This is a genomic window from Dactylosporangium sp. CA-139066, assembly GCF_050936175.1.
Lineage (GTDB): Bacteria > Actinomycetota > Actinomycetes > Mycobacteriales > Micromonosporaceae > Dactylosporangium.
The window spans coordinates 550,227-571,565 of record NZ_JBNJNH010000002.1 but is presented as its reverse complement, the minus strand read 5'-3'; the positions used below and the strand labels follow the sequence as shown (position 1 = coordinate 571,565).

General features: G+C 68.5%; 20 protein-coding genes, 3 tRNA genes and 1 pseudogene. 23 read left to right on the top strand and 1 reads right to left on the bottom strand.

Annotation, left to right across the window (positions count from 1 at the left end):
* Positions 1-28: 28 nt before the first annotated feature.
* Positions 29-544 carry a NuoI/complex I 23 kDa subunit family protein gene (locus ACQEVU_RS47330; RefSeq protein ID WP_433336426.1) on the bottom strand — a complete coding sequence of 172 codons (516 nt, stop codon included), beginning with the start codon at positions 542-544 and terminating at the stop codon, positions 29-31.
* Positions 545-628: 84 nt separating this feature from the next.
* On the opposite strand from ACQEVU_RS47330, the gene ACQEVU_RS47325 reads away from it, so the two are divergent.
* The 23 genes and pseudogenes from ACQEVU_RS47325 (at position 629) to rpsG (ending at position 21,333) form a co-directional block, all read left to right on the top strand.
* Positions 629-904, top strand: coding sequence for a hypothetical protein (locus ACQEVU_RS47325; RefSeq protein WP_433336424.1), 276 nt, complete (start codon positions 629-631; stop codon positions 902-904).
* A 159-nt stretch (positions 905-1,063) separates the two neighbouring features.
* Positions 1,064-1,345 carry a hypothetical protein gene (locus tag ACQEVU_RS47320; RefSeq protein ID WP_433336422.1) on the top strand — a complete coding sequence of 94 codons (282 nt, stop codon included), beginning with the start codon at positions 1,064-1,066 and terminating at the stop codon, positions 1,343-1,345.
* A 71-nt stretch (positions 1,346-1,416) separates the two neighbouring features.
* Positions 1,417-3,954 (top strand): putative bifunctional diguanylate cyclase/phosphodiesterase, encoded by a 2,538-nt coding sequence (locus tag ACQEVU_RS47315; RefSeq protein WP_433336420.1) that lies wholly within the window; start codon positions 1,417-1,419, stop codon positions 3,952-3,954.
* 124 nt (positions 3,955-4,078) lie between these two features.
* Positions 4,079-4,151: transfer RNA gene (locus ACQEVU_RS47310), tRNA-Thr, on the top strand.
* Between the two features lie 33 nt (positions 4,152-4,184).
* A tRNA-Met gene (locus ACQEVU_RS47305) sits at positions 4,185-4,257 on the top strand.
* A gap of 96 nt (positions 4,258-4,353) precedes the next feature.
* Positions 4,354-4,521, top strand: coding sequence for a 50S ribosomal protein L33 (gene rpmG / locus ACQEVU_RS47300; protein WP_433336418.1), 168 nt, complete (start codon positions 4,354-4,356; stop codon positions 4,519-4,521).
* 80 nt (positions 4,522-4,601) lie between these two features.
* The gene (locus ACQEVU_RS47295) at positions 4,602-5,048 is read left to right on the top strand and encodes an FAS1-like dehydratase domain-containing protein (protein WP_433336416.1); all 447 of its coding nucleotides are present in this window, start codon (positions 4,602-4,604) and stop codon (positions 5,046-5,048) included.
* Position 5,049: 1 nt separating this feature from the next.
* Complete coding sequence (locus tag ACQEVU_RS47290) at positions 5,050-5,451, top strand: MaoC family dehydratase (RefSeq protein WP_433336414.1); 402 nt, start codon at positions 5,050-5,052, stop codon at positions 5,449-5,451.
* 84 nt (positions 5,452-5,535) lie between these two features.
* Positions 5,536-5,608 (top strand) — tRNA-Trp (locus tag ACQEVU_RS47285).
* A 213-nt stretch (positions 5,609-5,821) separates the two neighbouring features.
* Positions 5,822-6,310: a preprotein translocase subunit SecE gene (gene secE / locus ACQEVU_RS47280; protein WP_433336412.1), complete on the top strand. Its 489-nt coding sequence runs from the start codon at positions 5,822-5,824 to the stop codon at positions 6,308-6,310.
* Positions 6,311-6,476: 166 nt separating this feature from the next.
* Positions 6,477-7,076: pseudogene (gene nusG, locus ACQEVU_RS47275) on the top strand (transcription termination/antitermination protein NusG); the annotation flags it as partial.
* Between the two features lie 103 nt (positions 7,077-7,179).
* A complete protein-coding gene (rplK, locus tag ACQEVU_RS47270) occupies positions 7,180-7,611 on the top strand; it encodes a 50S ribosomal protein L11 (RefSeq protein WP_432980389.1) in 432 nt (143 codons plus the stop codon).
* A gap of 73 nt (positions 7,612-7,684) precedes the next feature.
* On the top strand, positions 7,685-8,428 hold the full coding sequence (gene rplA / locus ACQEVU_RS47265; protein WP_433339698.1) for a 50S ribosomal protein L1: 744 nt from the start codon (positions 7,685-7,687) through the stop codon (positions 8,426-8,428).
* Positions 8,429-8,492: 64 nt separating this feature from the next.
* Entirely contained in the window at positions 8,493-9,221 is a 729-nt protein-coding gene (locus tag ACQEVU_RS47260; RefSeq protein ID WP_433336410.1) for an ATP-binding cassette domain-containing protein, read from the top strand.
* Positions 9,218-9,904 carry a hypothetical protein gene (locus tag ACQEVU_RS47255; protein ID WP_433336408.1) on the top strand — a complete coding sequence of 229 codons (687 nt, stop codon included), beginning with the start codon at positions 9,218-9,220 and terminating at the stop codon, positions 9,902-9,904. The genes ACQEVU_RS47260 and ACQEVU_RS47255 overlap by 4 nt, the downstream gene beginning before the upstream one ends.
* A gap of 251 nt (positions 9,905-10,155) precedes the next feature.
* Positions 10,156-10,704, top strand: coding sequence for a 50S ribosomal protein L10 (gene rplJ, locus ACQEVU_RS47250; RefSeq protein ID WP_433336406.1), 549 nt, complete (start codon positions 10,156-10,158; stop codon positions 10,702-10,704).
* A 44-nt stretch (positions 10,705-10,748) separates the two neighbouring features.
* Positions 10,749-11,135, top strand: a complete 387-nt coding sequence (gene rplL, locus ACQEVU_RS47245) for a 50S ribosomal protein L7/L12 (protein ID WP_433336404.1) — start codon at positions 10,749-10,751, stop codon at positions 11,133-11,135.
* A 528-nt stretch (positions 11,136-11,663) separates the two neighbouring features.
* Entirely contained in the window at positions 11,664-15,089 is a 3,426-nt protein-coding gene (locus ACQEVU_RS47240; protein ID WP_433336402.1) for a DNA-directed RNA polymerase subunit beta, read from the top strand.
* Positions 15,090-15,175: 86 nt separating this feature from the next.
* A complete protein-coding gene (locus ACQEVU_RS47235) occupies positions 15,176-19,063 on the top strand; it encodes a DNA-directed RNA polymerase subunit beta' (protein WP_433336400.1) in 3,888 nt (1,295 codons plus the stop codon).
* 94 nt (positions 19,064-19,157) lie between these two features.
* On the top strand, positions 19,158-19,493 hold the full coding sequence (locus tag ACQEVU_RS47230) for a hypothetical protein (protein ID WP_433336398.1): 336 nt from the start codon (positions 19,158-19,160) through the stop codon (positions 19,491-19,493).
* A gap of 245 nt (positions 19,494-19,738) precedes the next feature.
* Positions 19,739-20,113, top strand: a complete 375-nt coding sequence (locus ACQEVU_RS47225; protein WP_433336396.1) for a hypothetical protein — start codon at positions 19,739-19,741, stop codon at positions 20,111-20,113.
* A 373-nt stretch (positions 20,114-20,486) separates the two neighbouring features.
* Positions 20,487-20,861, top strand: coding sequence for a 30S ribosomal protein S12 (gene rpsL, locus ACQEVU_RS47220; RefSeq protein ID WP_033357671.1), 375 nt, complete (start codon positions 20,487-20,489; stop codon positions 20,859-20,861).
* A 1-nt stretch (position 20,862) separates the two neighbouring features.
* On the top strand, positions 20,863-21,333 hold the full coding sequence (gene rpsG / locus ACQEVU_RS47215; protein ID WP_344615983.1) for a 30S ribosomal protein S7: 471 nt from the start codon (positions 20,863-20,865) through the stop codon (positions 21,331-21,333).
* Positions 21,334-21,339 lie beyond the last annotated feature (6 nt).

The following is a 21,339-nucleotide window of genomic DNA, read 5'->3' as shown; positions in this document are numbered from 1 at the left end:
CGACAGGAATCGACCACTGCCGCGAAGGTCAGCCGGCGTCCTTCGCGGCCCGCTTCGACGCGGCGGTCTCCTCCTTGGCCGGTTCGCCATGGGGATCATGGGCGGGCGGGGCCGGCACGGTGCCGACCCACTCCTCGAGCCGTTCCTTCTCATGCAGCAGGTCGCGGATGTCGTGCTCGGCGTACTCGAACTCCGGCGACCAGTGCAGCGCGTCGAACGGGCAGACCTCGATGCAGATGCCGCAGTACATACAGAGCGAGAAGTCGATCGCGAACCGGTCCAGGACGTTGCGCTGGCGCGGCCGGGCGGCCCCCGGGACCAGCACCTCCTCCTTGTGGGAGTCGATGTAGATGCACCAGTCCGGGCACTCCCGCGCGCACAGCATGCACACGGTGCAGTTCTCCTGCATCAGGGCGATGACGCCGCGCGAGCGGGGCGGCAGGTCGGGCTCCACGTCCGGGTACTGCTGGGTGTGCGCCCGCCGCGTCATCGTGCCCAGCGTGACGGCGAGGCCCTTGGCCAGACCCTTGCCCGGAAGCTCCACAGTTCGGACGTTAGCACCGCGCCCGCCCGGGTGGCTGAGGCCGAACCGCGGAAAATTGTCGTACACCCGTTCTAAGATGTACCCATGAATGAGCGACGGTGGTGGAACGGCTCCTGGTCGCGGCTCACGCGCCGCGACGTCTACGTGCGCAACGCGGCCGACGGCCGGTGGCAGGTCGAGCTGCGCCGCGGCGGCCCGGACGGCCGGGTGCGGACCCGGGCGTTCGGTTCCGAGCACGACGCGGTCGAGTGGATCGAGTCGTCGGTGATCGTCGGTGGGGCCGACTGGCGAGAAGTGCCCCGCCGGATCGACTCACGGCAGCGCCGAAACGTTGCCCGGAAACTCCGGCGAGTGAGCTGATGTAGGCGGTTTGCTGACAGTGAAATCGGCCGAAAGGTCGATTCTTCCGTGCGACCGAGTCGTCTTGGGCTGCGCTCTGTTGGTTGCCACGTGGGCTATGGCACGATCGTGGGTAACCAAACCGAGCCAAGTGTCACGACGACCGCATGGGAGTGAAAGATGCGCGCGACGACGCACGGCCGGTGGCTGTTCAGAATGGTGGTGACCATAGGCGCGGGCGTCTTCGCGCTGGGCCTGTCCTTAGCGGCAGCGCGCGCCGATGTCGCCGCGGGGGACCCGGTCGCTGCCACCGATCAGGTCACGACGCAAGTGATCAGGGGCGGCTTGGCTCCGGCGCCAGGATCGCCGGTGGCGAGCCCGACCGTGTCCGCTACGCCGACAGCGCAGCCGACGACGACCCTGCCGCCTGACTATGTAACCGAAGACTGGGGCTGGTCCTGAGCTAGATCCTGGTCGGTCCACGCGGGGCAGCGACTCGGTAGGGCTCACGGCTTCGTGCGATTGGGGAGTACGTGCCCGCACCGAAGGCGCCGATCGGCCGCGCCGACAAGACCGCTTGGCTGATCACCGGCCCCCTGTTCGCGGTCGGCGTCCTGCTGACGTTGCCCGTGGTGCTGTCCGGGCACGCGCGGCCGATCCTGGACAACATCGGATACGCGCCGCTGCTGCTGCTGTTCGCCGTGCTCGCGTCGCTGATGGAGCTGCGCCTCGACAACCGGCGGCAGGGCGTGAGCATCTGGATGAACGACGTCCCGGTGCTGCTGTCGCTGTTCTACCTGTCGCCGCTGCTGACCATCACGATCCGGGTCCTGGCCGGTCTGGTCTGGGCCATTTTCAAGGTCCGGCTCGGGCCGCACAAAGCCGCATTCAACGCGTCCAGCCAGATGGCCTCGATCGCGGCGGCAAACCTCGTGATCTTCCTGGCCGGGCTCGGCGCGGCGACCGAGCCGCGCACGTGGCTCGTGCTCGGACTGGCGATCGCCGCCAGCAACTTCGTCGGCCTGGCCGCGCTGGCCGGGGTCATGGCCCTGATGCACGGTGCGGCGCAGCTGCCGCAGTTCCTGCGCATGGGGCTGCCCGGGCACGCCGTGATGGGCGTGAACATCATCCTCGGCCTGGTCATGCTGCTGACGCTGCATGCCGGACCCTGGTCGATCCTGCTGCTCGTCATGCTCGCCGCGGTGCTCGGGGTGGCCAGCCGGGCCTATGCGCGGTTCCTGCGCCAGCACCGGACGCTCACCGAGATGTATGCGCTGACCCGCGACATCGCGAGCACCAACCACGACGGCACGCTGCCCGACGTGCTGCTCGGCCGGGTCCGCGCGCTGCTGGTCGCCGACTCGGCCTCCCTGTGGCTGCCGGCGCAGAAGCGCCACGACGAGCTCCTGCTCTCGGCCCGGTTCGACTACCAGGGGCTGCTGGACAGCGCGCCGACCCCCGACCTCTTCCGTGAGCTGGCGATGCGCACCGGGCGCACCGTGTTCGCCGGGCCGAAGGCGGGCGAGCACGAGCTGCGCGCGGCGCTGCAGGAGGCCCGGGTCAAGGACATCATCGTGGTGCCGCTGCGCTCCGGCGGTGTCACCGTCGGCACGCTGGAGGTGGCCGGGCGCCTCGGCGACCGGACCGCGTTCGGCGCCGACGACGTGCAGCTGATCGAGACCCTCGCCGCCCACACCGGCGTCGCGGTGGAGAACAGCCGGCTCGTGGACCGGCTGCAGTACGACGCCAACCACGACTCGCTCACCGGGCTGGCCAACCGGCGGCGGATGCTCGAGGCGCTCGGCGAGGCGATGAGCGGGCGCGGGCCGCGCGAGGTCGTGGCCGTGCTGCTCTTCGACGTCGTCGCGCTGCGGCAGGTCAACGACTCGCTCGGGCACGCCGCCGGCGACAAGGTCCTCGTCGAGGTGGCCCGGCGGCTGAGCAGCCTGGCGCCGCAGGGGGCGCTGGTCGCGCGGGTCGGCGACGACGAGTTCGCGATCGAGCTGCGCACGGCGGGGGTCGAGGCGGCGGTCACCGTCGCCGGGACGCTGCGCAACGGGCTGCGCGACCCGATGGTGATCGAGTCGCTGACCGTCGACGTCGACGCCAACGTCGGCATCTCGATCTACCCCGAGCACGGCGACGACGCCGAGGTGCTGCTGCAGCGGGCCCACGTCGCCACCCACGTGGCCAAGTCGCGGGGGATCGTCCAGGTCTTCAACGCCGGGCTGCAGTCGCGGGCGGTGCGCCGCGTCGGGCTGGCGGCGGATCTTCGCACCGCGCTGGCCGGCGGCGAGATCGAGGTGTACTTCCAGCCCAAGGTCGCGCTCAGCGACCGGCGGGTGGTCGGGGTCGAGTGCCTGGCCCGCTGGGAGCACCCGGTGCACGGGCAGGTCGCCCCGCCCGACTTCGTCGCCGTTGCCGAGCACACCGGGCAGCTCGCCCGGCTCAACGGGGTGGTGCTGCGCGAGGGCATCCGGCGGGCCCGGGAGTGGGCCGACGCCGGGCGGCCGCTGGCGGTGGCCATCAACCTGTCGCCGCGCACGCTGGGGGACGCGGACCTGCCGCTGCAGATCTCGGAGCTGCTCGACGAGCATGGAGTACCGGCGGATCGGCTCATCCTGGAGATCTCCGAGGACGAGGGGCTGCTGGCCGGCGGGCGGGCCCTGCCGACGCTGGACCGGCTGCGCGACCTCGGGGTGCGCCTGTCGGTCGACGACTTCGGCGCGGGGCGCTCGTCGTTCGCCGACCTGAGCCGGCTGCCGGTGCAGGAGGTCAAGATCGATCGGACGTTCGTGCAGGGCATGGCGACCTCGCCGAGCGATCTGGCGATCGTGCGCACGATCGTGGACATGGCCCGGCACTTCGAGCTCGACGTGGTGGCCGAGGGCGTCGAGAGTGAGCTCACCCTCGGGCTGCTGGAGGACATGCACTGCGGCATGGGGCAGGGCTTCCTGTTCAGCCGGCCGCTGCCGTACGAGCGCTTCGAGTCGTGGCTGCAGGTCCAGACCGCGGCGGATCCGGCGCAGGCCCCGGCGGGCGAGGTTCGCTGGCTGCGCGCCGTGCCGTAAAGCCCTGCCGCAAGCGGGTTGAGCTGCCCAAAGACCGAAAGTGGGTAAGTCGATTTCGTGCCCGGGCGGGGGCCGTGTACGCTTAGCGAGCGCGTGCACGGGAACGTGTTCGATGCAGTGCAACGCCCCCTTAGCTCAGTCGGCAGAGCGTCTCCATGGTAAGGAGAAGGTCTACGGTTCGATTCCGTAAGGGGGCTCGAGACCGGGCTTGAGACATCGAGTCCGCCCGCGGCGGTGTAGCTCAGATGGCAGAGCAAGCGGCTCATAATCGCTGTGTCGCCGGTTCAAGTCCGGCCACCGCTACAAAAGCACCGGACGCCCGATTGGGCGTCCATCTGTGTGAGCCGCTATGCTGGTTCGCTGAATCTGACTCCAAGCTCTGAAGGAAGGCACTTCGCCATGGCCAAGGCGACCGACGTTCGTCCGAAGATCACGCTGGCGTGCACGGAGTGCAAAGAGCGCAACTACATCACGAAGAAGAACCGCCGCAACGACCCGGACCGCATCGAGCTCAAGAAGTACTGCCCGCGCGACGGCAAGCACACCGTCCACCGCGAGACCCGGTAGTCGCACCTGCGGTTCCCATGATGTTCACAATGCCCTGGCCTGAGGCCGGGGCATTGTTGCGTAACCGGTAAGTTCACTGCATGCCGCTGGATCAGTCGTACATGGGCCGGGTGTTCCCGCCGACCCCGCCCTACGAGGTCGGACGGGAGAAGATCCGCGAGTTCGCCGACGCGGTCTGCGCCGCCGACCCCGTGCACCGCGACCTCGCCGAGGCGCGGGCCCGGGGGTATCGCGACGTGATCGCGCCGCCCACCTTCGCCATCATCCTCAGCCAGAACGCCGGCCAGCAGTTGGTCGACGACCCGGCGTTCGGCATGGACTACAGCCGGGTCGTGCACGGCGGGCAGACGTTCCGCTACGAGCGGCCGGTCGTGGCCGGCGATCACCTTGTGACGGTGATGACGGTCGAGGAGATCAGCAGCCGGGCCGGGCACGCCTTCCTGACCACGCGGCACGAGGTGGCCACCGTCGAGGGAGAGCCCGTGGTGACCATCTGGACCCGGCTCGTGATCCGTGGGGAGGGCTGAGATGCAGCCAGGCACCGAGTTCCCGGCCCAGACGTTCCGGATCACCCGCGCCGATCTCGTGCGCTACGCGGGCGCCTCCGGCGATTTCAACCCGATCCACTGGAACGACCGCCAGGCGACCGGCGTCGGCCTTCCCGGGGTGATCGCGCACGGCATGCTCACGATGGGCCTGGCCGGGCAGGCGGTGGCCTGCTGGGTCGGCGGGACCGCCTCGATCGTGGAATTTTCCACGCGGTTCGCCAACCCGGTGGTGGTGCCGGACGACGACGAGGGCACCGAGATCGTGGTGACCGGGGTGGTCAAAAAGATCCTGGAGGACGGCTTGGTGCAGATCGACGTGGCTGCCACGTGCCACGGGGAGAAGGCGCTGGGGGCCGCGAAGGCACTCGTTCGAAACCAGTAGGTGGGGGGTGGTTGGGATATCCCGCCACCAACCCGTACACTGGTCCGCCGTGGGGTGAGCAACTCAACGTTGCCCTCTTCACAAAGGGGTGTGGCGCAATTGGTAGCGCAGCGGTCTCCAAAACCGCAGGTTGCAGGTTCGAGTCCTGTCGCCCCTGCGCCGAAGGCCTGACCTGGGTCTGGCTGCGCCGGCTGAACGAAGCCGGCGCGTCGACCGCAGCACTCACGGTTGGTCCGACCGCGTGCCACCGGCTCCCGCCGGTGGTATCTACGATCGGACTGAAGCCGGTGGTCGACGGGTCGTGAGGCCCGGGGTCTTGCTGCCGGCCGACACGGACCGAGCACTCGCGAGATCACGGAAGAGGGCGAAAGTGGCCGAACGCAGGCGACGCGGGACCAACCCCGCCGACGATCGCCGTGAAGAGGAGCTCAGCGCCGAGGACGCCGCCATCGAGGAAGAGTTCGCCGACGAGCTGGACAGCCTCGACACCGCGGACGATGTCGAGGATGACGTCGACGAGGACGACGACCTCGACGAGGAGACCGCGAGCAAGAACGGCCGCGCCAAGGGCTCGAAGGTCAAGGACGCCAAGTCCAAGGACCTCAAGACCAAGGACGGCAAGAAGACCAAGGTCAAAGAGGGCGGTTCCAACAACATCTTCGCGCGGCTCATCAACTTCATCCGCGAGGTTGTCGCCGAGCTGCGTAAAGTTATCTGGCCGACCCGCAAGGAGCTGAGCACCTACACGCTCGTCGTGGTGGTGTTCGTGATCATCATGCTGGCCATCGTCGGCGGCCTCGACTTCGGCTTCGCCAAGCTCGTCCTCTGGTCCTTCGGTAACGGCAACGCCAACCAGTAGGGACGCTCCCGCTGGGCGGCATCTGGCAGAAGGCGCCGGCGAAGACAGACAGACGGAAGTGAGCAGCGTGCAGGAATTCGACGAGACGCCCGGTACTACCGACGACGAAGAGCAGCACGAGGAAACGTCGACGGTGATGACGGCCGCCACCCCGACGGTGGCGTCCGACGCCGAGGACCCCGTCGCCGAGCTGCGTGCCGCACTGCGCTTCGCGCCCGGTGACTGGTTCGTGGTGCACTCCTACGCCGGTTACGAAAACAAGGTCAAGACGAATCTCGAGACCCGGATCACGAGCCTCGACATGGAAGAGTTCATCTACCAGGTCGAGGTCCCGACTCGTGAAGAGGTCGAGATCAAGAACGGCAAGCGCACCCAGGTGCAGAACAAGGTCTTCCCCGGCTACATCCTCGTCCGGATGGAGCTGACCCCGGAGTCGTACTCCTGCGTGCGCAACACGCCGGGCGTCACCGGCTTCGTGGGGGCGACCGACCGCGCCGACCGCCCGGCGCCCTTGTCGCTCGACGAGGTCCTCAAGTGGCTGGCGCCCGTCGTCCAGCAGGAGGGCAAGAAGGCCGGCAAGCCCGAGGTCAAGGTCCTCGACTTCGAGGTCGGCGACTCGGTCACCGTCACCGACGGTGCCTTCGCCTCGCTCCAGGCGACCATCAGCGAGATCAATGCGGACCAGCAGAAGCTCAAGGTCCTCGTCTCGATCTTCGGTCGCGAGACCCCGGTTGAGCTCAACTTCAACCAGGTCACGAAGATCTAAACCCATTGCGGTACGCTATAGCGTCCGGCTTTCGACGGCCGGGCGCTCAAGCGTGCGTGGAAACAGCACGAACCGATTCCAGCCCAGGAAGACGAAAGCAGCCATGCCTCCGAAGAAGAAGCTCGTCAAGACCTTCACGCTTCAGTTGCCGGGCGGCCAGGCCACGCCGGCGCCGCCGGTCGGTCCCGCCCTCGGTCAGCACGGCGTGAACATCATGGAGTTCGTCAAGGCGTACAACGCCCAGACGGAGTCCATGCGCGGTGACATCATCCCGGCGCAGATCAGCGTCTACGAGGACCGCACGTTCACGTTCATCCTGAAGACCCCGCCCGCCGCCCGCCTGCTGCTCAAGGCCGCCGGCGTGCCCAAGGGCTCGGGTGTCCCGCAGCGTGACAAGGTCGGCTCGATCACCAAGGCCCAGCTCCGCGAGGTCGCCGAGAAGAAGATGGCGGACCTCAACGCGAACGACATCGAGCAGGCCGAGAAGATCATCGCCGGGACTGCCCGCTCCATGGGCATCACCGTCAAGGACTGACACCCCTCAAAGCAACCGTGGGAGGGTGCCGACAACCGGCGCCCGCACGATCACCACAGGAGAACTCAGCGACATGTCGCAGCACGGCAAGAACTACCGCAAGGTCGCCGACCTCGTCGACCGCAGCGCCCTCTACGCGCCGCTGGCCGCCATCAAGCTGGCCCGGCAGACCACGACCGTGAAGTTCGACCCCACCGTCGAGGTGGCCATGCGCCTGGGCGTCGACCCGCGCAAGGCCGACCAGATGGTCCGGGGCACGGTCAACCTGCCGCACGGCACCGGTAAGACCGCCCGAGTGATCGTCTTCGCGCAGGGGGCGAAGGCCGCCGAGGCCGAGGCCGCCGGCGCCGACGCCGTCGGTACCGACGAGCTCGTGGCCCGGATTCAGGAGGGCTGGCTCGACTTCGACGCGGCGATCGCCACTCCCGACCAGATGGCCAAGATCGGCCGGATCGCGCGGATCCTGGGCCCGCGCGGCCTCATGCCGAACCCGAAGACGGGCACGGTGACCATGGACGTCACCAAGGCGGTCAACGAGATCAAGGGTGGCAAGATCACCTACCGGGTCGACAAGCACTCCAACCTGCACCTGATCATCGGCAAGGCGAGCTTCTCCGAGCAGCAGCTGGTCGAGAACTACGCCGCGGTGCTGGACGAGGTCAACCGGGCCAAGCCCTCGGCGGCCAAGGGCAAGTACCTGAAGAAGATCTTCATCACCACCACCATGGGCCCGGGCATCCCGGTCGACCCGAACAAGACGCGCAACCTCCTCGAGGACGACAGCGTCACCACCACCACTACCACCGCCGCGGAGTAAAGCTCAGCAAAATCCCAGCCAAGCGGGAACACCCGGGACAGCGTGTCTATGGCACGCTGTCCCGGTGCGTTTCCAGGACGTGTGGTTCCGCTACGGCCGCCGGGCGCCCTGGACGCTGCGCGGCGTCGACCTGACCCTGATGCCCGGCGAGACCGCGGTCGTGACCGGCCCGAACGGCTCCGGCAAGTCCACGCTCCTGCAGCTCGCCGCCGGGGTGCTGCGCCCCGGCCGGGGCCTGGTCACTGACCGCCCCGCCGTGGTCGGCTGGGTGCCCGAGCGCTTTCCCGCGGATCAGCCATTCACGGCGCGTACACACCTGCAGCACATGGCGGCGCTGCGCGGCCTGGACGGCACCACGGACATCGTGCGGTGGGCGCGCCGGCTGCACTTCGAACACTTCCTCGACGTCCGGCTCAGCCGCCTGTCGAATGGCTCGGCCCAGAAGGTCGGCCTCGTGCAGGCGCTGCTCGCCCCGCCCGGCCTGCTCGTGCTCGACGAGCCCTGGGAGGGCCTCGACGCGCAGACCCGCGAGCAGGTGCCGGCGATCGTCGCCGAGGTCGTCGGGCGCGGCGGGTCGGTCCTGGTCAGCGATCACCTGGGCGAGGTCGCCCGGCTCCCGGGGGCCCGGCGCTGGCACGTCCGCGACGGCGAGGTGCACGCGGGGGAGCGGCCGGGGCTCAAGAAGGTCATCGAGCTCGCCGTCGACGCGGCCGAGGCGCCGGAGGCGGTCAGCCGGCTGCGCTCCGCGGGCTTTGACATTTTGACGGTACGCGATGAGGTACCCCAGCCATGACCGCTCTCGTCCGCATGCGCCTGGCCGGGTTCGTCCAGACCGGCCGGGCCGTCGCCCCGCTGCTCGCCGCCCTGGTCGTGCTCTCGATCCTCTACGGCGGCGGCCAGGCCCAGGCCGGGGAGGCCTACGGCGTCTCCGCCGCGATCCTGTTCGCCGTGCTCGCCTGGCAGACGAAGGTCCTGCTCGACGTCGAGCCCGACGTCCAGCGGCGCCTGGGCCGCGTCGCCGTCGGCACCGTCCGGGAGATCGCCGCCGGCCTGCTCGCCGCCGTCGTGGCCGGCCTGCCGCTGGTCCTCATCGCGCTCGTCCTGCCCTGGGTGGTCGGCGGCGTGACCACCCCGAAGGCCGGCGACCCGCCGCTGTCCACCGGCATCGCGCTCGGCGTCTGGGCGCACCTGCTGCTCCTGCTGCCCGCCGTGGCCATCGGCGCCCTCGCCAGCCGCGCCGTGACCCTCCAGGCGGCCCGCGGGGTGGCCGTGCTCGTCGCCGGGATCGTGCTGGCCATCGTGTTCGGCCTCAAGAACTTCCCGGTGCCCTGGCTGGCCCCGCCGGTGATGATCACGGCCCGCGACACCGTCGGCGCCGCGCACCTGCCGGCCGTCGCCCTGGCGACCGCCTGGGGACTGGCGTGGACGGCGGCCGCGGTCGCCGCATACGGGCAGATGCGCAAGAACCAGGCCTGATTTGGCGCCGGCGAAACTGTCACGTAGCCTGTGAGCTGAAACCCGAAGACCGCTGGTCATGTCTGCATGCCTCTGAAAACGAGACTGTGGACATCGAAGGTCTCGCAGCAATGCGGGCGACCCGCGCAGGGCCGGACAACAGTGTGAACGGCGCCGTCGTGCGCCGCCCTCTCGCTCCGTGCGCCCCTGCGCCGGGGCGTTTTTCATTGCCGTGAAGACCACCAGCAATGAAGCAACGAGAGAGGAGGGACATGGCGGACAAGCCGGTTCGAGACGACAAGGCCAGCTCGGTCGCGGAGCTCACCGAGCACTTCCGTGGGTCCACGGCCACCGTGCTGACCGAGTACCGCGGCCTGACCGTGGCGCAGCTCAAGACCCTGCGCCGCAACCTGGGCCGTGAGACCACGTACGCCGTCGCGAAGAACACGCTCGCGAAGCGTGCCGCGACGGATGCTGGCATCAGCGGCCTCGACGATTTGTTCTCCGGTCCTACCGCGCTCGCTTTCGTCGGCGGCGACCCGGTCGAGGCGGCCAAGAGCCTTCGTGAGTTCGCGAAGGCCCACCCGCTGCTGATCATCAAGGGCGGCGTTTTCGAGGGCCGGGCCATCAGCGCGGACGAGGTCCGCCGCCTGGCCGACCTCGAGTCCCGCGAGGTGCTGCTGGCGAAGCTGGCCGGCGCCATGAAGGCCAACCTGAGCAAGGCCGCGGCCCTGTTCCAGGCCCCGCTGTCGAAGGCCGCCCGGACCGTTCAGGCCCTGGCGGACAAGCGCGCAGAGGAATCCGGCGGCGCGGCCGAGTAATCGGGCCCGTCACCACAGTCAAACTTTCGAAAGGAACCGCCATCATGGCGAAGCTGAGCAACGACGAGCTCCTCGACGCGTTCAAGGAGATGACCCTGATCGAGCTCTCCGAGTTCGTGAAGGAGTTCGAGAAGGTCTTCGAGGTCACCGCGGCCGCCCCGGTTGCGATGATGCAGGGCGGTGGCGGCGCCGCCGCGCCGGCCGAGGAGAAGGAAGAGCAGAGCGAGTTCGACGTCATCCTCGAGGGTGACGGCGGCAAGAAGATCCAGGTCATCAAGGTCGTGCGCGAGCTGACCGGCCTGGGCCTCAAGGAGGCCAAGGACCTGGTCGAGGCCGCTCCGAAGGCCGTCCTCGAGAAGGCCAACAAGGAGAACGCCGACAAGGCCAAGGCGAAGCTCGAGGCCGAGGGCGCCAAGGTCACCCTCAAGTAAGTTCGCGCCTCGCGACGAGGACGGCCGCCGGGTTTCCGGCGGCCGTCTTTTTGTCGGCCACCTGTAAGGACCCAAGATCTAGGGGTCGCCAACACAACACTTAGTGGTCGAGGTGCGAGATATCCGTCACGCCGCCCCGACGCGCGTGGGAACCCTTGACGCGATGACCGGCGGCCAGGCACGCTAATCAGGCACTGCCTTCCGCGGACGCGGCGGCCGAGCGGCCCGACCGATGTGCCCGGTCCTTCTTGGACCTGGTCTGCGCACATCAACAGGAGATTCGCTGGCCACGACCGACGCGAGCGGCTCGGCCGGTGGACAGAAACGATCCTTGCCAAGGGTCGTTGAAAACATCGTGCACGAGGCCGCTGGACAGCGGTGAGCCCTTCGGCTACACTGCTAGTTTGCGCTGTCTTCTGACTTCACCTCTGGCGTGAGGGGCCTCTTCGTGGGCTTCTCCACATCGGGGGTCGTCAGGCTGCACGCGAAACGGCCTGTCTGCAACACCGGTCCTCGGAAGGACGCATCTTGGCAGCTTCCCGCCCTGCGAAGACCAGTTCGAGCGCTTACGCTCCCCGCCGGGTCTCCTTCGGCAGGATCACCGAACACCTTGAGGTTCCCAACCTCCTTGCCATCCAAACCGACTCGTTCGACTGGCTGGTTGGCAACGAGAATTGGCAGAGCCGCTCGGCCGGTGATCAGCACGCCCGTTCCGGGCTCGCGGAGATCCTCGATGAGATCAGTCCTATTGAGGACTTCTCCGGCACGATGTCACTGTCGTTCTCCGCTCCGCGTTTCGACGAGGTCAAGGCCCCGATCGAGGAGTGCAAGGAGAAGGACCTCACCTACTGCGCCCCGCTGTTCGTGACCGCGGAGTTCACCAACCACACCACTGGCGAGATCAAGAGCCAGACGGTGTTCATGGGTGACTTCCCCATGATGACGCCCAAGGGCACGTTCATCATCAACGGCACCGAGCGCGTCGTGGTGAGCCAGCTCGTCCGCTCCCCGGGCGTGTACTTCGACAAGCAGCCGGACAAGACCTCCGACCGCGACCTCACCAGCGTCAAGGTCATCCCGAGCCGGGGTGCCTGGCTGGAGTTCGACATCGACAAGCGCGACACCGTCGGTGTCCGCATCGACCGCAAGCGTCGGCAGGCGGTCTCCGTCCTGCTCAAGGCCATCGGCTGGTCCGCCGAGCGCATCCGTGAGAAGTTCGGCTGGTCCGAGCTCATGATGACCACGCTCGAGAAGGACCACATCGCCGGCCAGGACGAGGCGCTGCTGGACATCTACCGCAAGCTGCGGCCGGGTGAGCCGCCGACGCGGGAGAACGCCCAGAACCTGCTCGACAACCTCTTCTTCAACCCGAAGCGGTACGACGTCGCCAAGGTTGGTCGATACAAGTTCAACAAGAAGCTCGAGCTGGACGTCCCGATCAACCAGGGCGTCCTGACCGAGGAAGACATCGTCGCCACGGTCGAGTACCTCTGCCGCCTGCACACGGGCGAAGAGGGCTACGAGGCCGACGACATCGACCACTTCGGCAACCGGCGCCTGCGCACGGTCGGCGAGCTCATCCAGAACCAGGTCCGCGTGGGCCTGTCCCGGATGGAGCGCGTCGTGCGCGAGCGCATGACGACCCAGGACGTCGAGGCGATCACGCCGCAGACCCTGATCAACATCCGCCCGGTCGTGGCGGCGATCAAGGAGTTCTTCGGCACGTCGCAGCTGTCGCAGTTCATGGACCAGACCAACCCGCTGGCGGGCCTGACCCACCGGCGCCGGCTGAGCGCGCTCGGCCCCGGTGGTCTGTCGCGCGAGCGGGCCGGCTTCGAGGTCCGCGACGTGCACCCGTCCCACTACGGCCGCATGTGCCCGATCGAGACCCCCGAGGGTCCCAACATCGGCCTCATCGGCGCCCTGTCGACGTTCGCGCGGGTCAACCCGTTCGGCTTCGTCGAGACGCCGTACCGCAAGGTCAACGACGGCCGGGTCACCGACCAGATCGACTACCTGACCGCGGACGAGGAGGACCGGTTCGTCAAGGCGCAGGCCAACGCGCCGCTGCGCAGCGACGGCAACTTCGCCGAGGAGCGCGTCCTGGTCCGCCGGAAGGGCGGTGAGGTCGACAACGTCCCGCCGGACCAGGTCGACTACATGGACGTCTCGCCGCGGCAGATGACCTCCGTCGCGACGGCGATGATCCCGTTCCTCGAGCACGACGACGCCAACCGGGCACTGATGGGCGCCAACATGCAGCGCCAGGCCGTGCCGCTGGTCAAGGCGGAGTCGCCGCTGGTCGGCACCGGCATGGAGTACCGTGCCGCGGTCGACGCCGGCGACGTGGTCGTGGCCGAGGTCGGCGGTGTCGTCGAGGACATGTGCGCCGACTACATCACCATCCACCAGGACGACGGCCACCGCCGCACGTACCTGCTGCACAAGTTCCGCCGCTCCAACTCCGGCTCCTGCGTCAACCAGAAGCCGGTGATCTTCGAGGGCGACCGGGTCGAGGCGGGGCAGGTCATCGCCGACGGCCCGTGCACCGACGAGGGCGAGATGGCGCTCGGGCGCAACCTGCTCGTGGCGTTCATGCCCTGGGAGGGGCACAACTACGAAGACGCGATCATCCTGTCCCAGAAGCTGGTGCAGAACGACGTCCTCACCTCGATCCACATCGAGGAGCACGAGGTCGACGCGCGCGACACCAAGCTGGGGCCGGAGGAGATCACCCGCGACATCCCGAACGTCAGCGAGGAGATGCTCGCCGACCTCGACGAGCGGGGGATCATCCGGATCGGCGCCGAGGTCGTCACCGGCGACATCCTGGTCGGCAAGGTCACGCCCAAGGGTGAGACCGAGCTGACCCCGGAGGAGCGGCTGCTGCGCGCAATCTTCGGCGAGAAGGCCCGCGAGGTCCGCGACACCAGCCTGAAGGTGCCGCACGGCGAGACCGGCACGGTCATCGGCGTGCGCACGTTCAGCCGCGAGGACGGCGACGAGCTGTCCCCCGGCGTCAACGAGCTGGTGCGCGTCTACGTGGCCCAGAAGCGGAAGATCCAGGACGGCGACAAGCTCGCCGGCCGCCACGGCAACAAGGGTGTCATCTCCAAGATCCTTCCGGTCGAGGACATGCCGTTCCTCGAGGACGGCACGCCGGTCGACATCGTGCTCAACCCGCTCGGTGTGCCCAGCCGTATGAACATCGGCCAGGTGCTGGAGACCCACCTCGGGTGGGTCGCCAAGACGGGCTGGAAGATCGACGGCGACGACACGGAGTGGAAGCGCGCGCTGAAGTCCATCAACGCGGGGGAGTCCGAGCCGGACACCAACGTGGCGACCCCGGTCTTCGACGGCGCCAAGGAAGAGGAGATCGCCGGCCTGCTCAGCAGCACGCTGCCCAACCGGGACGGCAACCAGCTGATCGGGGCGAGCGGCAAGGCGCGGCTGTTCGACGGCCGCTCCGGCGAGCCGCTGCCGGACCCGATCGCGGTCGGCTACATCTACATCCTGAAGCTCAACCACCTGGTCGACGACAAGATCCACGCTCGCTCCACCGGGCCGTACTCGATGATCACCCAGCAGCCGCTGGGTGGTAAGGCGCAGTTCGGTGGCCAGCGCTTCGGTGAGATGGAGTGCTGGGCCATGCAGGCCTACGGCGCGGCCTACGCGCTGCAGGAGCTGCTGACGATCAAGTCCGACGACGTCCTCGGACGCGTCAAGGTGTACGAGGCGATCGTCAAGGGCGAGAACATCCCGGAGCCGGGCATTCCGGAGTCCTTCAAGGTGCTCCTCAAGGAGCTGCAGTCGCTGTGCCTGAACGTCGAGGTACTCTCCAGCGACGGCGTGGCCCTTGAGATGCGCGAGACGGACGACGAAGTGTTCCGCGCGGCCGAGGAACTGGGTATCGACCTCTCCCGGCGAGAGCCGAGCAGCGTCGAGGAAGTCTGATTCGCGGGCGGCGCCTCTCGGCGAGGGGCGCCGCCGCAGCGACCTAGCAATTACCCGAGCAACTGAATCGTGAGGACATAGACGAAGTGCTCGACGTCAACTACTTCGACGAGCTCCGCATCGGCCTGGCCACGGCCGACGACATCCGGCAGTGGTCGCACGGCGAGGTCAAGAAGCCCGAGACGATCAACTACCGCACCCTGAAGCCGGAAAAGGACGGGCTCTTCTGCGAGAAGATCTTCGGCCCGACCCGGGACTGGGAGTGCTACTGCGGTAAGTACAAGCGGGTCCGCTTCAAGGGCATCATCTGCGAGCGCTGCGGCGTCGAGGTGACCCGGGCGAAGGTCCGCCGCGAGCGCATGGGCCACATCGAGCTCGCCGCGCCGGTCACGCACATCTGGTACTTCAAGGGTGTGCCCAGCCGGCTCGGCTACCTGCTGGACCTGGCTCCGAAGGACCTCGAGAAGATCATTTACTTCGCGTCGTACGTGATCACCAGCGTCGACAAGGAGGCCCGCCACCGCGACCTCGCCACCCTCGAGAACGAGGTGTCGGCGGAGAAGCGGCAGGCGGAGAACGCCCGCGACTCGGAGATCGAGAAGCGCGCCGCGAAGCTGGAGCAGGACCTGGCCGAGCTCGAGGCCGAGGGCGCCAAGGCCGACGTGCGCCGCAAGGTCAAGGAGGCCGGCGAGCGCGAGATGCGCCAGATCCGCGACCGTGCGCAGCGCGAGATCGACCGCCTCGACGAGGTCATGGACACGTTCCGCAAGCTGGAGCGCAAGAACCTCATCACCGACGAGCTGCTCTACCGCGAGCTGCGCGACCGGTTCGGTGAGTACTTCTCCGGCGCCATGGGCGCCGAGGCCATCAAGGCCCTGCTGGAGAACCTGGACCTGGACGACGAGGCCGAGCTGCTGCGCGAGACCATTCGCAGCGGCAAGGGCCAGCGCAAGATCCGTGCGCTCAAGCGTCTCAAGGTCGTCGCGGCGTTCCTCAACACGGCCAACTCGCCGCTGGGCATGGTGCTGGACTGCGTCCCGGTCATCCCGCCGGACCTGCGCCCGATGGTGCAGCTCGACGGTGGCCGCTTCGCCACCAGCGACCTCAACGACCTGTACCGGCGCGTGATCAACCGCAACAACCGGCTCAAGCGCCTGATCGACCTGGGTGCCCCGGAGATCATCGTCAACAACGAGAAGCGGATGCTGCAGGAGGCCGTCGACGCGCTGTTCGACAACGGCCGCCGCGGTCGTCCCGTCACCGGCCCGGGCAACCGGCCGCTGAAGTCGCTGTCCGACATGCTCAAGGGCAAGCAGGGTCGCTTCCGGCAGAACCTGCTCGGCAAGCGCGTCGACTACTCCGGCCGTTCGGTCATCGTCGTCGGCCCGCAGCTCAAGCTGCACCAGTGCGGCCTGCCGAAGCAGATGGCGCTGGAGCTGTTCAAGCCGTTCGTGATGAAGCGCCTGGTGGACCTCAACCACGCGCAGAACATCAAGTCGGCCAAGCGCATGGTCGAGCGTCAGCGGCCGGTCGTGTGGGACGTGCTGGAGGAGGTCATCGCGGAGCACCCGGTGCTGCTCAACCGCGCGCCGACCCTGCACCGCCTGGGCATCCAGGCCTTCGAGCCGCAGCTGGTCGAGGGCAAGGCCATCCAGATCCACCCGCTGGTCTGCACCGCCTTCAACGCCGACTTCGACGGTGACCAGATGGCCGTGCACGTGCCGCTGTCCGCCGAGGCGCAGGCCGAGGCGCGCATCCTCATGCTGTCCAGCAACAACATCCTCAAGCCGGCCGACGGCAAGCCGGTGACCATGCCCACCCAGGACATGATCATCGGTCTGTACCACCTCACCCACATCCAGAAGAACCTGCCGGGTGAGGGTCGGACCTTCAGCTCCGACGCCGAGGCGCGGATGGCGTTCGACCAGGGCGAGCTGCACCTGCAGGCCCCGGTCCGGATCCGCCTGAAGGGCATCGTCGGCGTGGACAACGGCGCGGGGGCCGCGCCGTGGGAGGCGCCGGAGGACTGGCAGCCGGGCGAGACCGTCACGATCGACACGACCCTCGGCCGGGTGCTGTTCAACGAGACGCTGCCCGTGGGGTACCGCTTCGTGAACTACGAGATCCGTAAGGGTCAGCTTTCGGCGATCGTCAACGACCTCGCCGAGCGGTTCCCGAAGGTCTCCCTCGCGGCGACCCTGGACGCGCTCAAGCTGGCCGGCTTCCACTGGGCCACCTGGTCCGGCGTCACCATCGGCATGGAGGACGTCATCCAGCCGCCTCGTAAGCGCGAGATCCTCGAGCGCTACGAGAAGGAGGCGCAGCGGATCGACAAGCAGTACCAGCGTGGTCTCATGACCGCCGAGGAGCGTCGCGGCGAGCTCATCGAGATCTGGACCAAGGCGACCAACGAGGTCGCCAAGGAGATGGAGAGCGCGCTGCCGCGCGAAAACCCGCTGTGGAAGATGATCAACTCGGGTGCTCGCGGTAACCTCCTCCAGCTCCGCCAGATCGCCGCGATCCGTGGCCTGGTGGCCAACCCGAAGGGCGAGATCATCCCGCGGCCGATCAAGGCGTCGTACCGCGAGGGTCTGTCCGTGCTGGAGTACTTCATCTCCACGCACGGTGCCCGCAAGGGTCTGGCCGACACCGCGCTGCGGACCGCCGACTCGGGTTACCTGACCCGTCGTCTGGTCGACGTGTCGCAGGACGTCATCATCCGGGAAGAGGACTGCGGCACCGACCGCGCCATCCCGATGGCGGTCGGCGAGATGGACAACGGCGTGCTGCGCATCCACACCCACGCGGAGACGGGCGTGCACGCGCGCACCCTCGCCGACGACGTGCGGGACAAGGACGGCCGGATGGTCGCCGAGCGCGGCACGGACATCAACTCGATCGTGGTCGACCAGCTGGTCGCCGCGGGCGTGGAGAACGTCCGGGTCCGCAGCGTGCTCACCTGCGAGTCGAAGCTGGGCGTCTGTGGCGCCTGCTACGGCCGGTCGCTGCCCACGGGCAAGACCGTCGACGTCGGCGAGGCGGTCGGCATCATCGCCGCCCAGTCGATCGGCGAGCCGGGCACGCAGCTGACGATGCGTACCTTCCACACCGGTGGCGTCGCGGGTGAGGACATCACCCAGGGTCTGCCCCGTGTGCAGGAGATCTTCGAGGCCCGCGTGCCCAAGGGCAAGGCGCCCATCGCCGACACCCCGGGCCGCGTGCGCATCGAGGACGGCGAGCGGATGCGGAAGATCATCATCGTGCCGGACGACGGCAGCGACGAGATCGTCCACGACAAGCTCAGCCGCCGCGTCAAGCTGCGCATCCAGGACGGCGAGCACGTCGAGGTCGGCGAGAAGCTCACCGAGGGCACGATCGACCCGCACGAGCTGCTGCGCATCATGGGTCCCCGGGCGGTGCAGGTGCACCTGACCTCGGAGGTCCAGGAGGTGTACCGCTCGCAGGGTGTGCTCATCCACGACAAGCACATCGAGATCATCATCCGCCAGATGCTCAAGCGGGTGACGGTCATCGACTCCGGCTCGACCGAGTTCCTGCCGGGCGTGCTCGTGGACCGCGCGATGTTCGAGGCGGAGAACCGCCGGGTCGTCGCCGAGGGCGGCGAGCCCGCGGCCGGCCGTCCGGTGCTCATGGGTATCACCAAGGCGTCGCTGGCGACGGAGTCGTGGCTGTCCGCGGCCTCGTTCCAGGAGACGACCCGGGTGCTCACCGACGCCGCGATCCACGCGCGCAGCGACTCGCTGATCGGTCTCAAGGAGAACGTCATCATCGGTAAGCTCATCCCGGCCGGTACGGGCATCAGCAAGTACCGCAGCATCCGGGTCGAGCCGACCGAGGAGGCGAAGGCCAAGGTCTACTCGATGACCGGCTACCCGGAGGCCGACTACGGCTTCGGGCCGGCCAGCGGCCAGGCCGTCCCGCTGGACGACTTCGACCTGGGGTCGTTCCGCTAAGCCTGCTCATTTCGGTGAGGACGGCGTAAGGGCCTGAAGGGGCGGGGACCATGTGTCTCCGCCCCTTTGCCGTTCACCGGATAGAGTTCATTGCGTGACGTCTGCGACCCGGCACCCGCTCGACCCGGATCCGGTCCGCGCGACCAAAGCCTCGGCCGTGTTCGGGCTGGGCCTGCTCTCCGTGGTCACCGGGCCGTTCCTGGGCGGGGTGATCCCGGCGACGCTGGCCCTGCTGATGGCGCGGGAGTCGCAGCGCGAGCTGGTCGCGGCGGACGGCTTCCTGCTCGGCTCCCGCCGGCTGCGCAGCGGCGTGCGGCTGGCCTGGACCGGCATCGTGCTCGCCATCGCCGGCCTCGTCGTGGTGGCGATCATCGGCCTGCTGCACTACGCCCGGCAGCGCGGCACCGACTTCGACCCGACGGTGAACTGATGGGCTACCCCGGATACCCGCCGCAGCAGCCGCCGCACTCGCCCTACACTCCCGCGCCGCACGGTCAACCGGGCCCGCACGGCCCGGCGCCGTATGGTCAACCGGCCCCGTACGGCCCGGCGCCGTATGGCCAACCGGCCCCGTACGGCCAGCCGCCGCCCTACGGTCACTACGGCCAGCCGCCGGGCTATCCGTCGCCCTACGCCGTACCCGTGCCGCCCCGCCCGCCCATTGCGGCGCCCGCCATGCGCGTCGATGTGGTCCAGGGCACGCCGTTCGGGGTTGCGTACCCCACCTTCCAGGCCGTGCCCAGCGGGCAGGCCACCGGATCGCTGGTCGCCGGCATCGCGTCGGTCCTCGTCGCCCTGTTCGCCATCTGCCTCGGCGTGACCGGCGCCAAGGACGGCTGGGGCCTCGCCGCGAGCGGAGCGTTCACCATCCTGGGGGTCTTTCTCGGCGGCGGCGCCATCGGCCTGGGCCTCTACGGCCTGCGCCGGATCCGCCGCGCCGGCGGCCAGGGCATCACCGGACGGGGGATGGGCATCTCCGGCATCGTGCTCGGCGCCGTCGGCGCCGGCCTGGCCCTTCTTGCCCTGCTCGCGTCGGTTTCCACGGGCTGAGGGCGGCGCCGGAAGCGGCCCGGCGGCGGCGTGGGAGCGGCCTGAGGCCCGTTCTGGAGGCCCCCGGACACGTCGATCCGGGACCAGGTACTCTTGGTGTGAAGAGTGTTCCGTCAGCAGGCCGATTTTGACCAGCGTCCTTACGGTGGGTACTCTTTCCCCTCGTGCCCGGCTTTGCCGGGCAACTCGTGCGTGCGCCCACATCGGTCCCGCTCGGCGGGAGCAGAGGGTGGGTGCGGACCACAACCCCGGGCTGGGATCAAACGGGCCGGGTCGCGGAACTGGCGACACGCCCGACCGCGGGTGCCGGTCACGCCGGGAAAGACAGAAGAGAAGACGTGCGGCCGCGAGGCCGAAGGGAGAGGCAGGCCCAGTGCCTACGATCCAGCAGCTGGTCCGCAAGGGCCGCCAGGCGAAGCTGAGCAAGACGAAGACGCCGGCGCTCAAGGGAAGCCCGCAGCGGCGTGGCGTCTGCACGCGTGTGTACACCACCACGCCGAAGAAGCCCAACTCGGCGCTTCGCAAGGTGGCCCGTGTGCGACTGAGCAACGGCATCGAGGTGACGGCCTACATCCCCGGTGTCGGTCACAACCTTCAGGAGCACTCGATCGTGCTCGTCCGCGGCGGCCGTGTGAAGGACCTCCCCGGCGTGCGTTACAAGATCATCCGTGGCTCGCTGGACACCCAGGGTGTCCGCAACCGCAAGCAGGCTCGCAGCCGTTACGGCGCGAAGAAGGAGAAGAGCTGACATGCCGCGTAAAGGCCCCGCGCCGCGCCGGCCGCTCGTGGCGGACCCGGTCTACAACTCCCTGCTCGTGACCCAGCTGATCAACAAGATCCTGGTCGAGGGCAAGCGCCAGCTGGCCGAGCGCATCGTGTACAGCGCGCTCGAGGGTGCTCGCGAGAAGACCGGCACCGACCCCGTGGTGACGCTCAAGCGCGCCATGGACAACGTGAAGCCGACCCTCGAGGTCCGCAGCCGCCGCGTCGGTGGCGCGACCTACCAGGTTCCGGTCGAGGTCAAGCCGGTCCGCGCCACCACGCTGGGCCTGCGCTGGCTGTGCACCTACTCCCGCGCCCGGCGCGAGAAGACCATGGTCGAGCGGCTCATGAACGAGCTGCTCGACGCCAGCAACGGTCTCGGGGCTTCGGTGAAGCGCCGCGAGGACACCCACAAGATGGCGGAGTCCAACAAGGCCTTCGCGCACTACCGCTGGTAAGCGAAC

What these genes read in the sequence shown, in the direction of transcription:
- ACQEVU_RS47325 (WP_433336424.1), top strand. Translation starts at nt 629, where the DNA reads ATGAATGAGCGACGGTGGTGGAACGGCTCCTGGTCGCGGCTCACGCGC.
- ACQEVU_RS47320 (WP_433336422.1), top strand. Translation starts at nt 1,064, where the DNA reads ATGCGCGCGACGACGCACGGCCGGTGGCTGTTCAGAATGGTGGTGACC.
- rpmG (WP_433336418.1), top strand. Translation starts at nt 4,354, where the DNA reads ATGGCCAAGGCGACCGACGTTCGTCCGAAGATCACGCTGGCGTGCACG.
- ACQEVU_RS47295 (WP_433336416.1), top strand. Translation starts at nt 4,602, where the DNA reads ATGCCGCTGGATCAGTCGTACATGGGCCGGGTGTTCCCGCCGACCCCG.
- ACQEVU_RS47290 (WP_433336414.1), top strand. Translation starts at nt 5,050, where the DNA reads ATGCAGCCAGGCACCGAGTTCCCGGCCCAGACGTTCCGGATCACCCGC.
- rplK (WP_432980389.1), top strand. Translation starts at nt 7,180, where the DNA reads ATGCCTCCGAAGAAGAAGCTCGTCAAGACCTTCACGCTTCAGTTGCCG.
- rplA (WP_433339698.1), top strand. Translation starts at nt 7,685, where the DNA reads ATGTCGCAGCACGGCAAGAACTACCGCAAGGTCGCCGACCTCGTCGAC.
- ACQEVU_RS47255 (WP_433336408.1), top strand. Translation starts at nt 9,218, where the DNA reads ATGACCGCTCTCGTCCGCATGCGCCTGGCCGGGTTCGTCCAGACCGGC.
- rplJ (WP_433336406.1), top strand. Translation starts at nt 10,156, where the DNA reads ATGGCGGACAAGCCGGTTCGAGACGACAAGGCCAGCTCGGTCGCGGAG.
- rplL (WP_433336404.1), top strand. Translation starts at nt 10,749, where the DNA reads ATGGCGAAGCTGAGCAACGACGAGCTCCTCGACGCGTTCAAGGAGATG.
- ACQEVU_RS47225 (WP_433336396.1), top strand. Translation starts at nt 19,739, where the DNA reads ATGCGCGTCGATGTGGTCCAGGGCACGCCGTTCGGGGTTGCGTACCCC.
- rpsG (WP_344615983.1), top strand. Translation starts at nt 20,863, where the DNA reads ATGCCGCGTAAAGGCCCCGCGCCGCGCCGGCCGCTCGTGGCGGACCCG.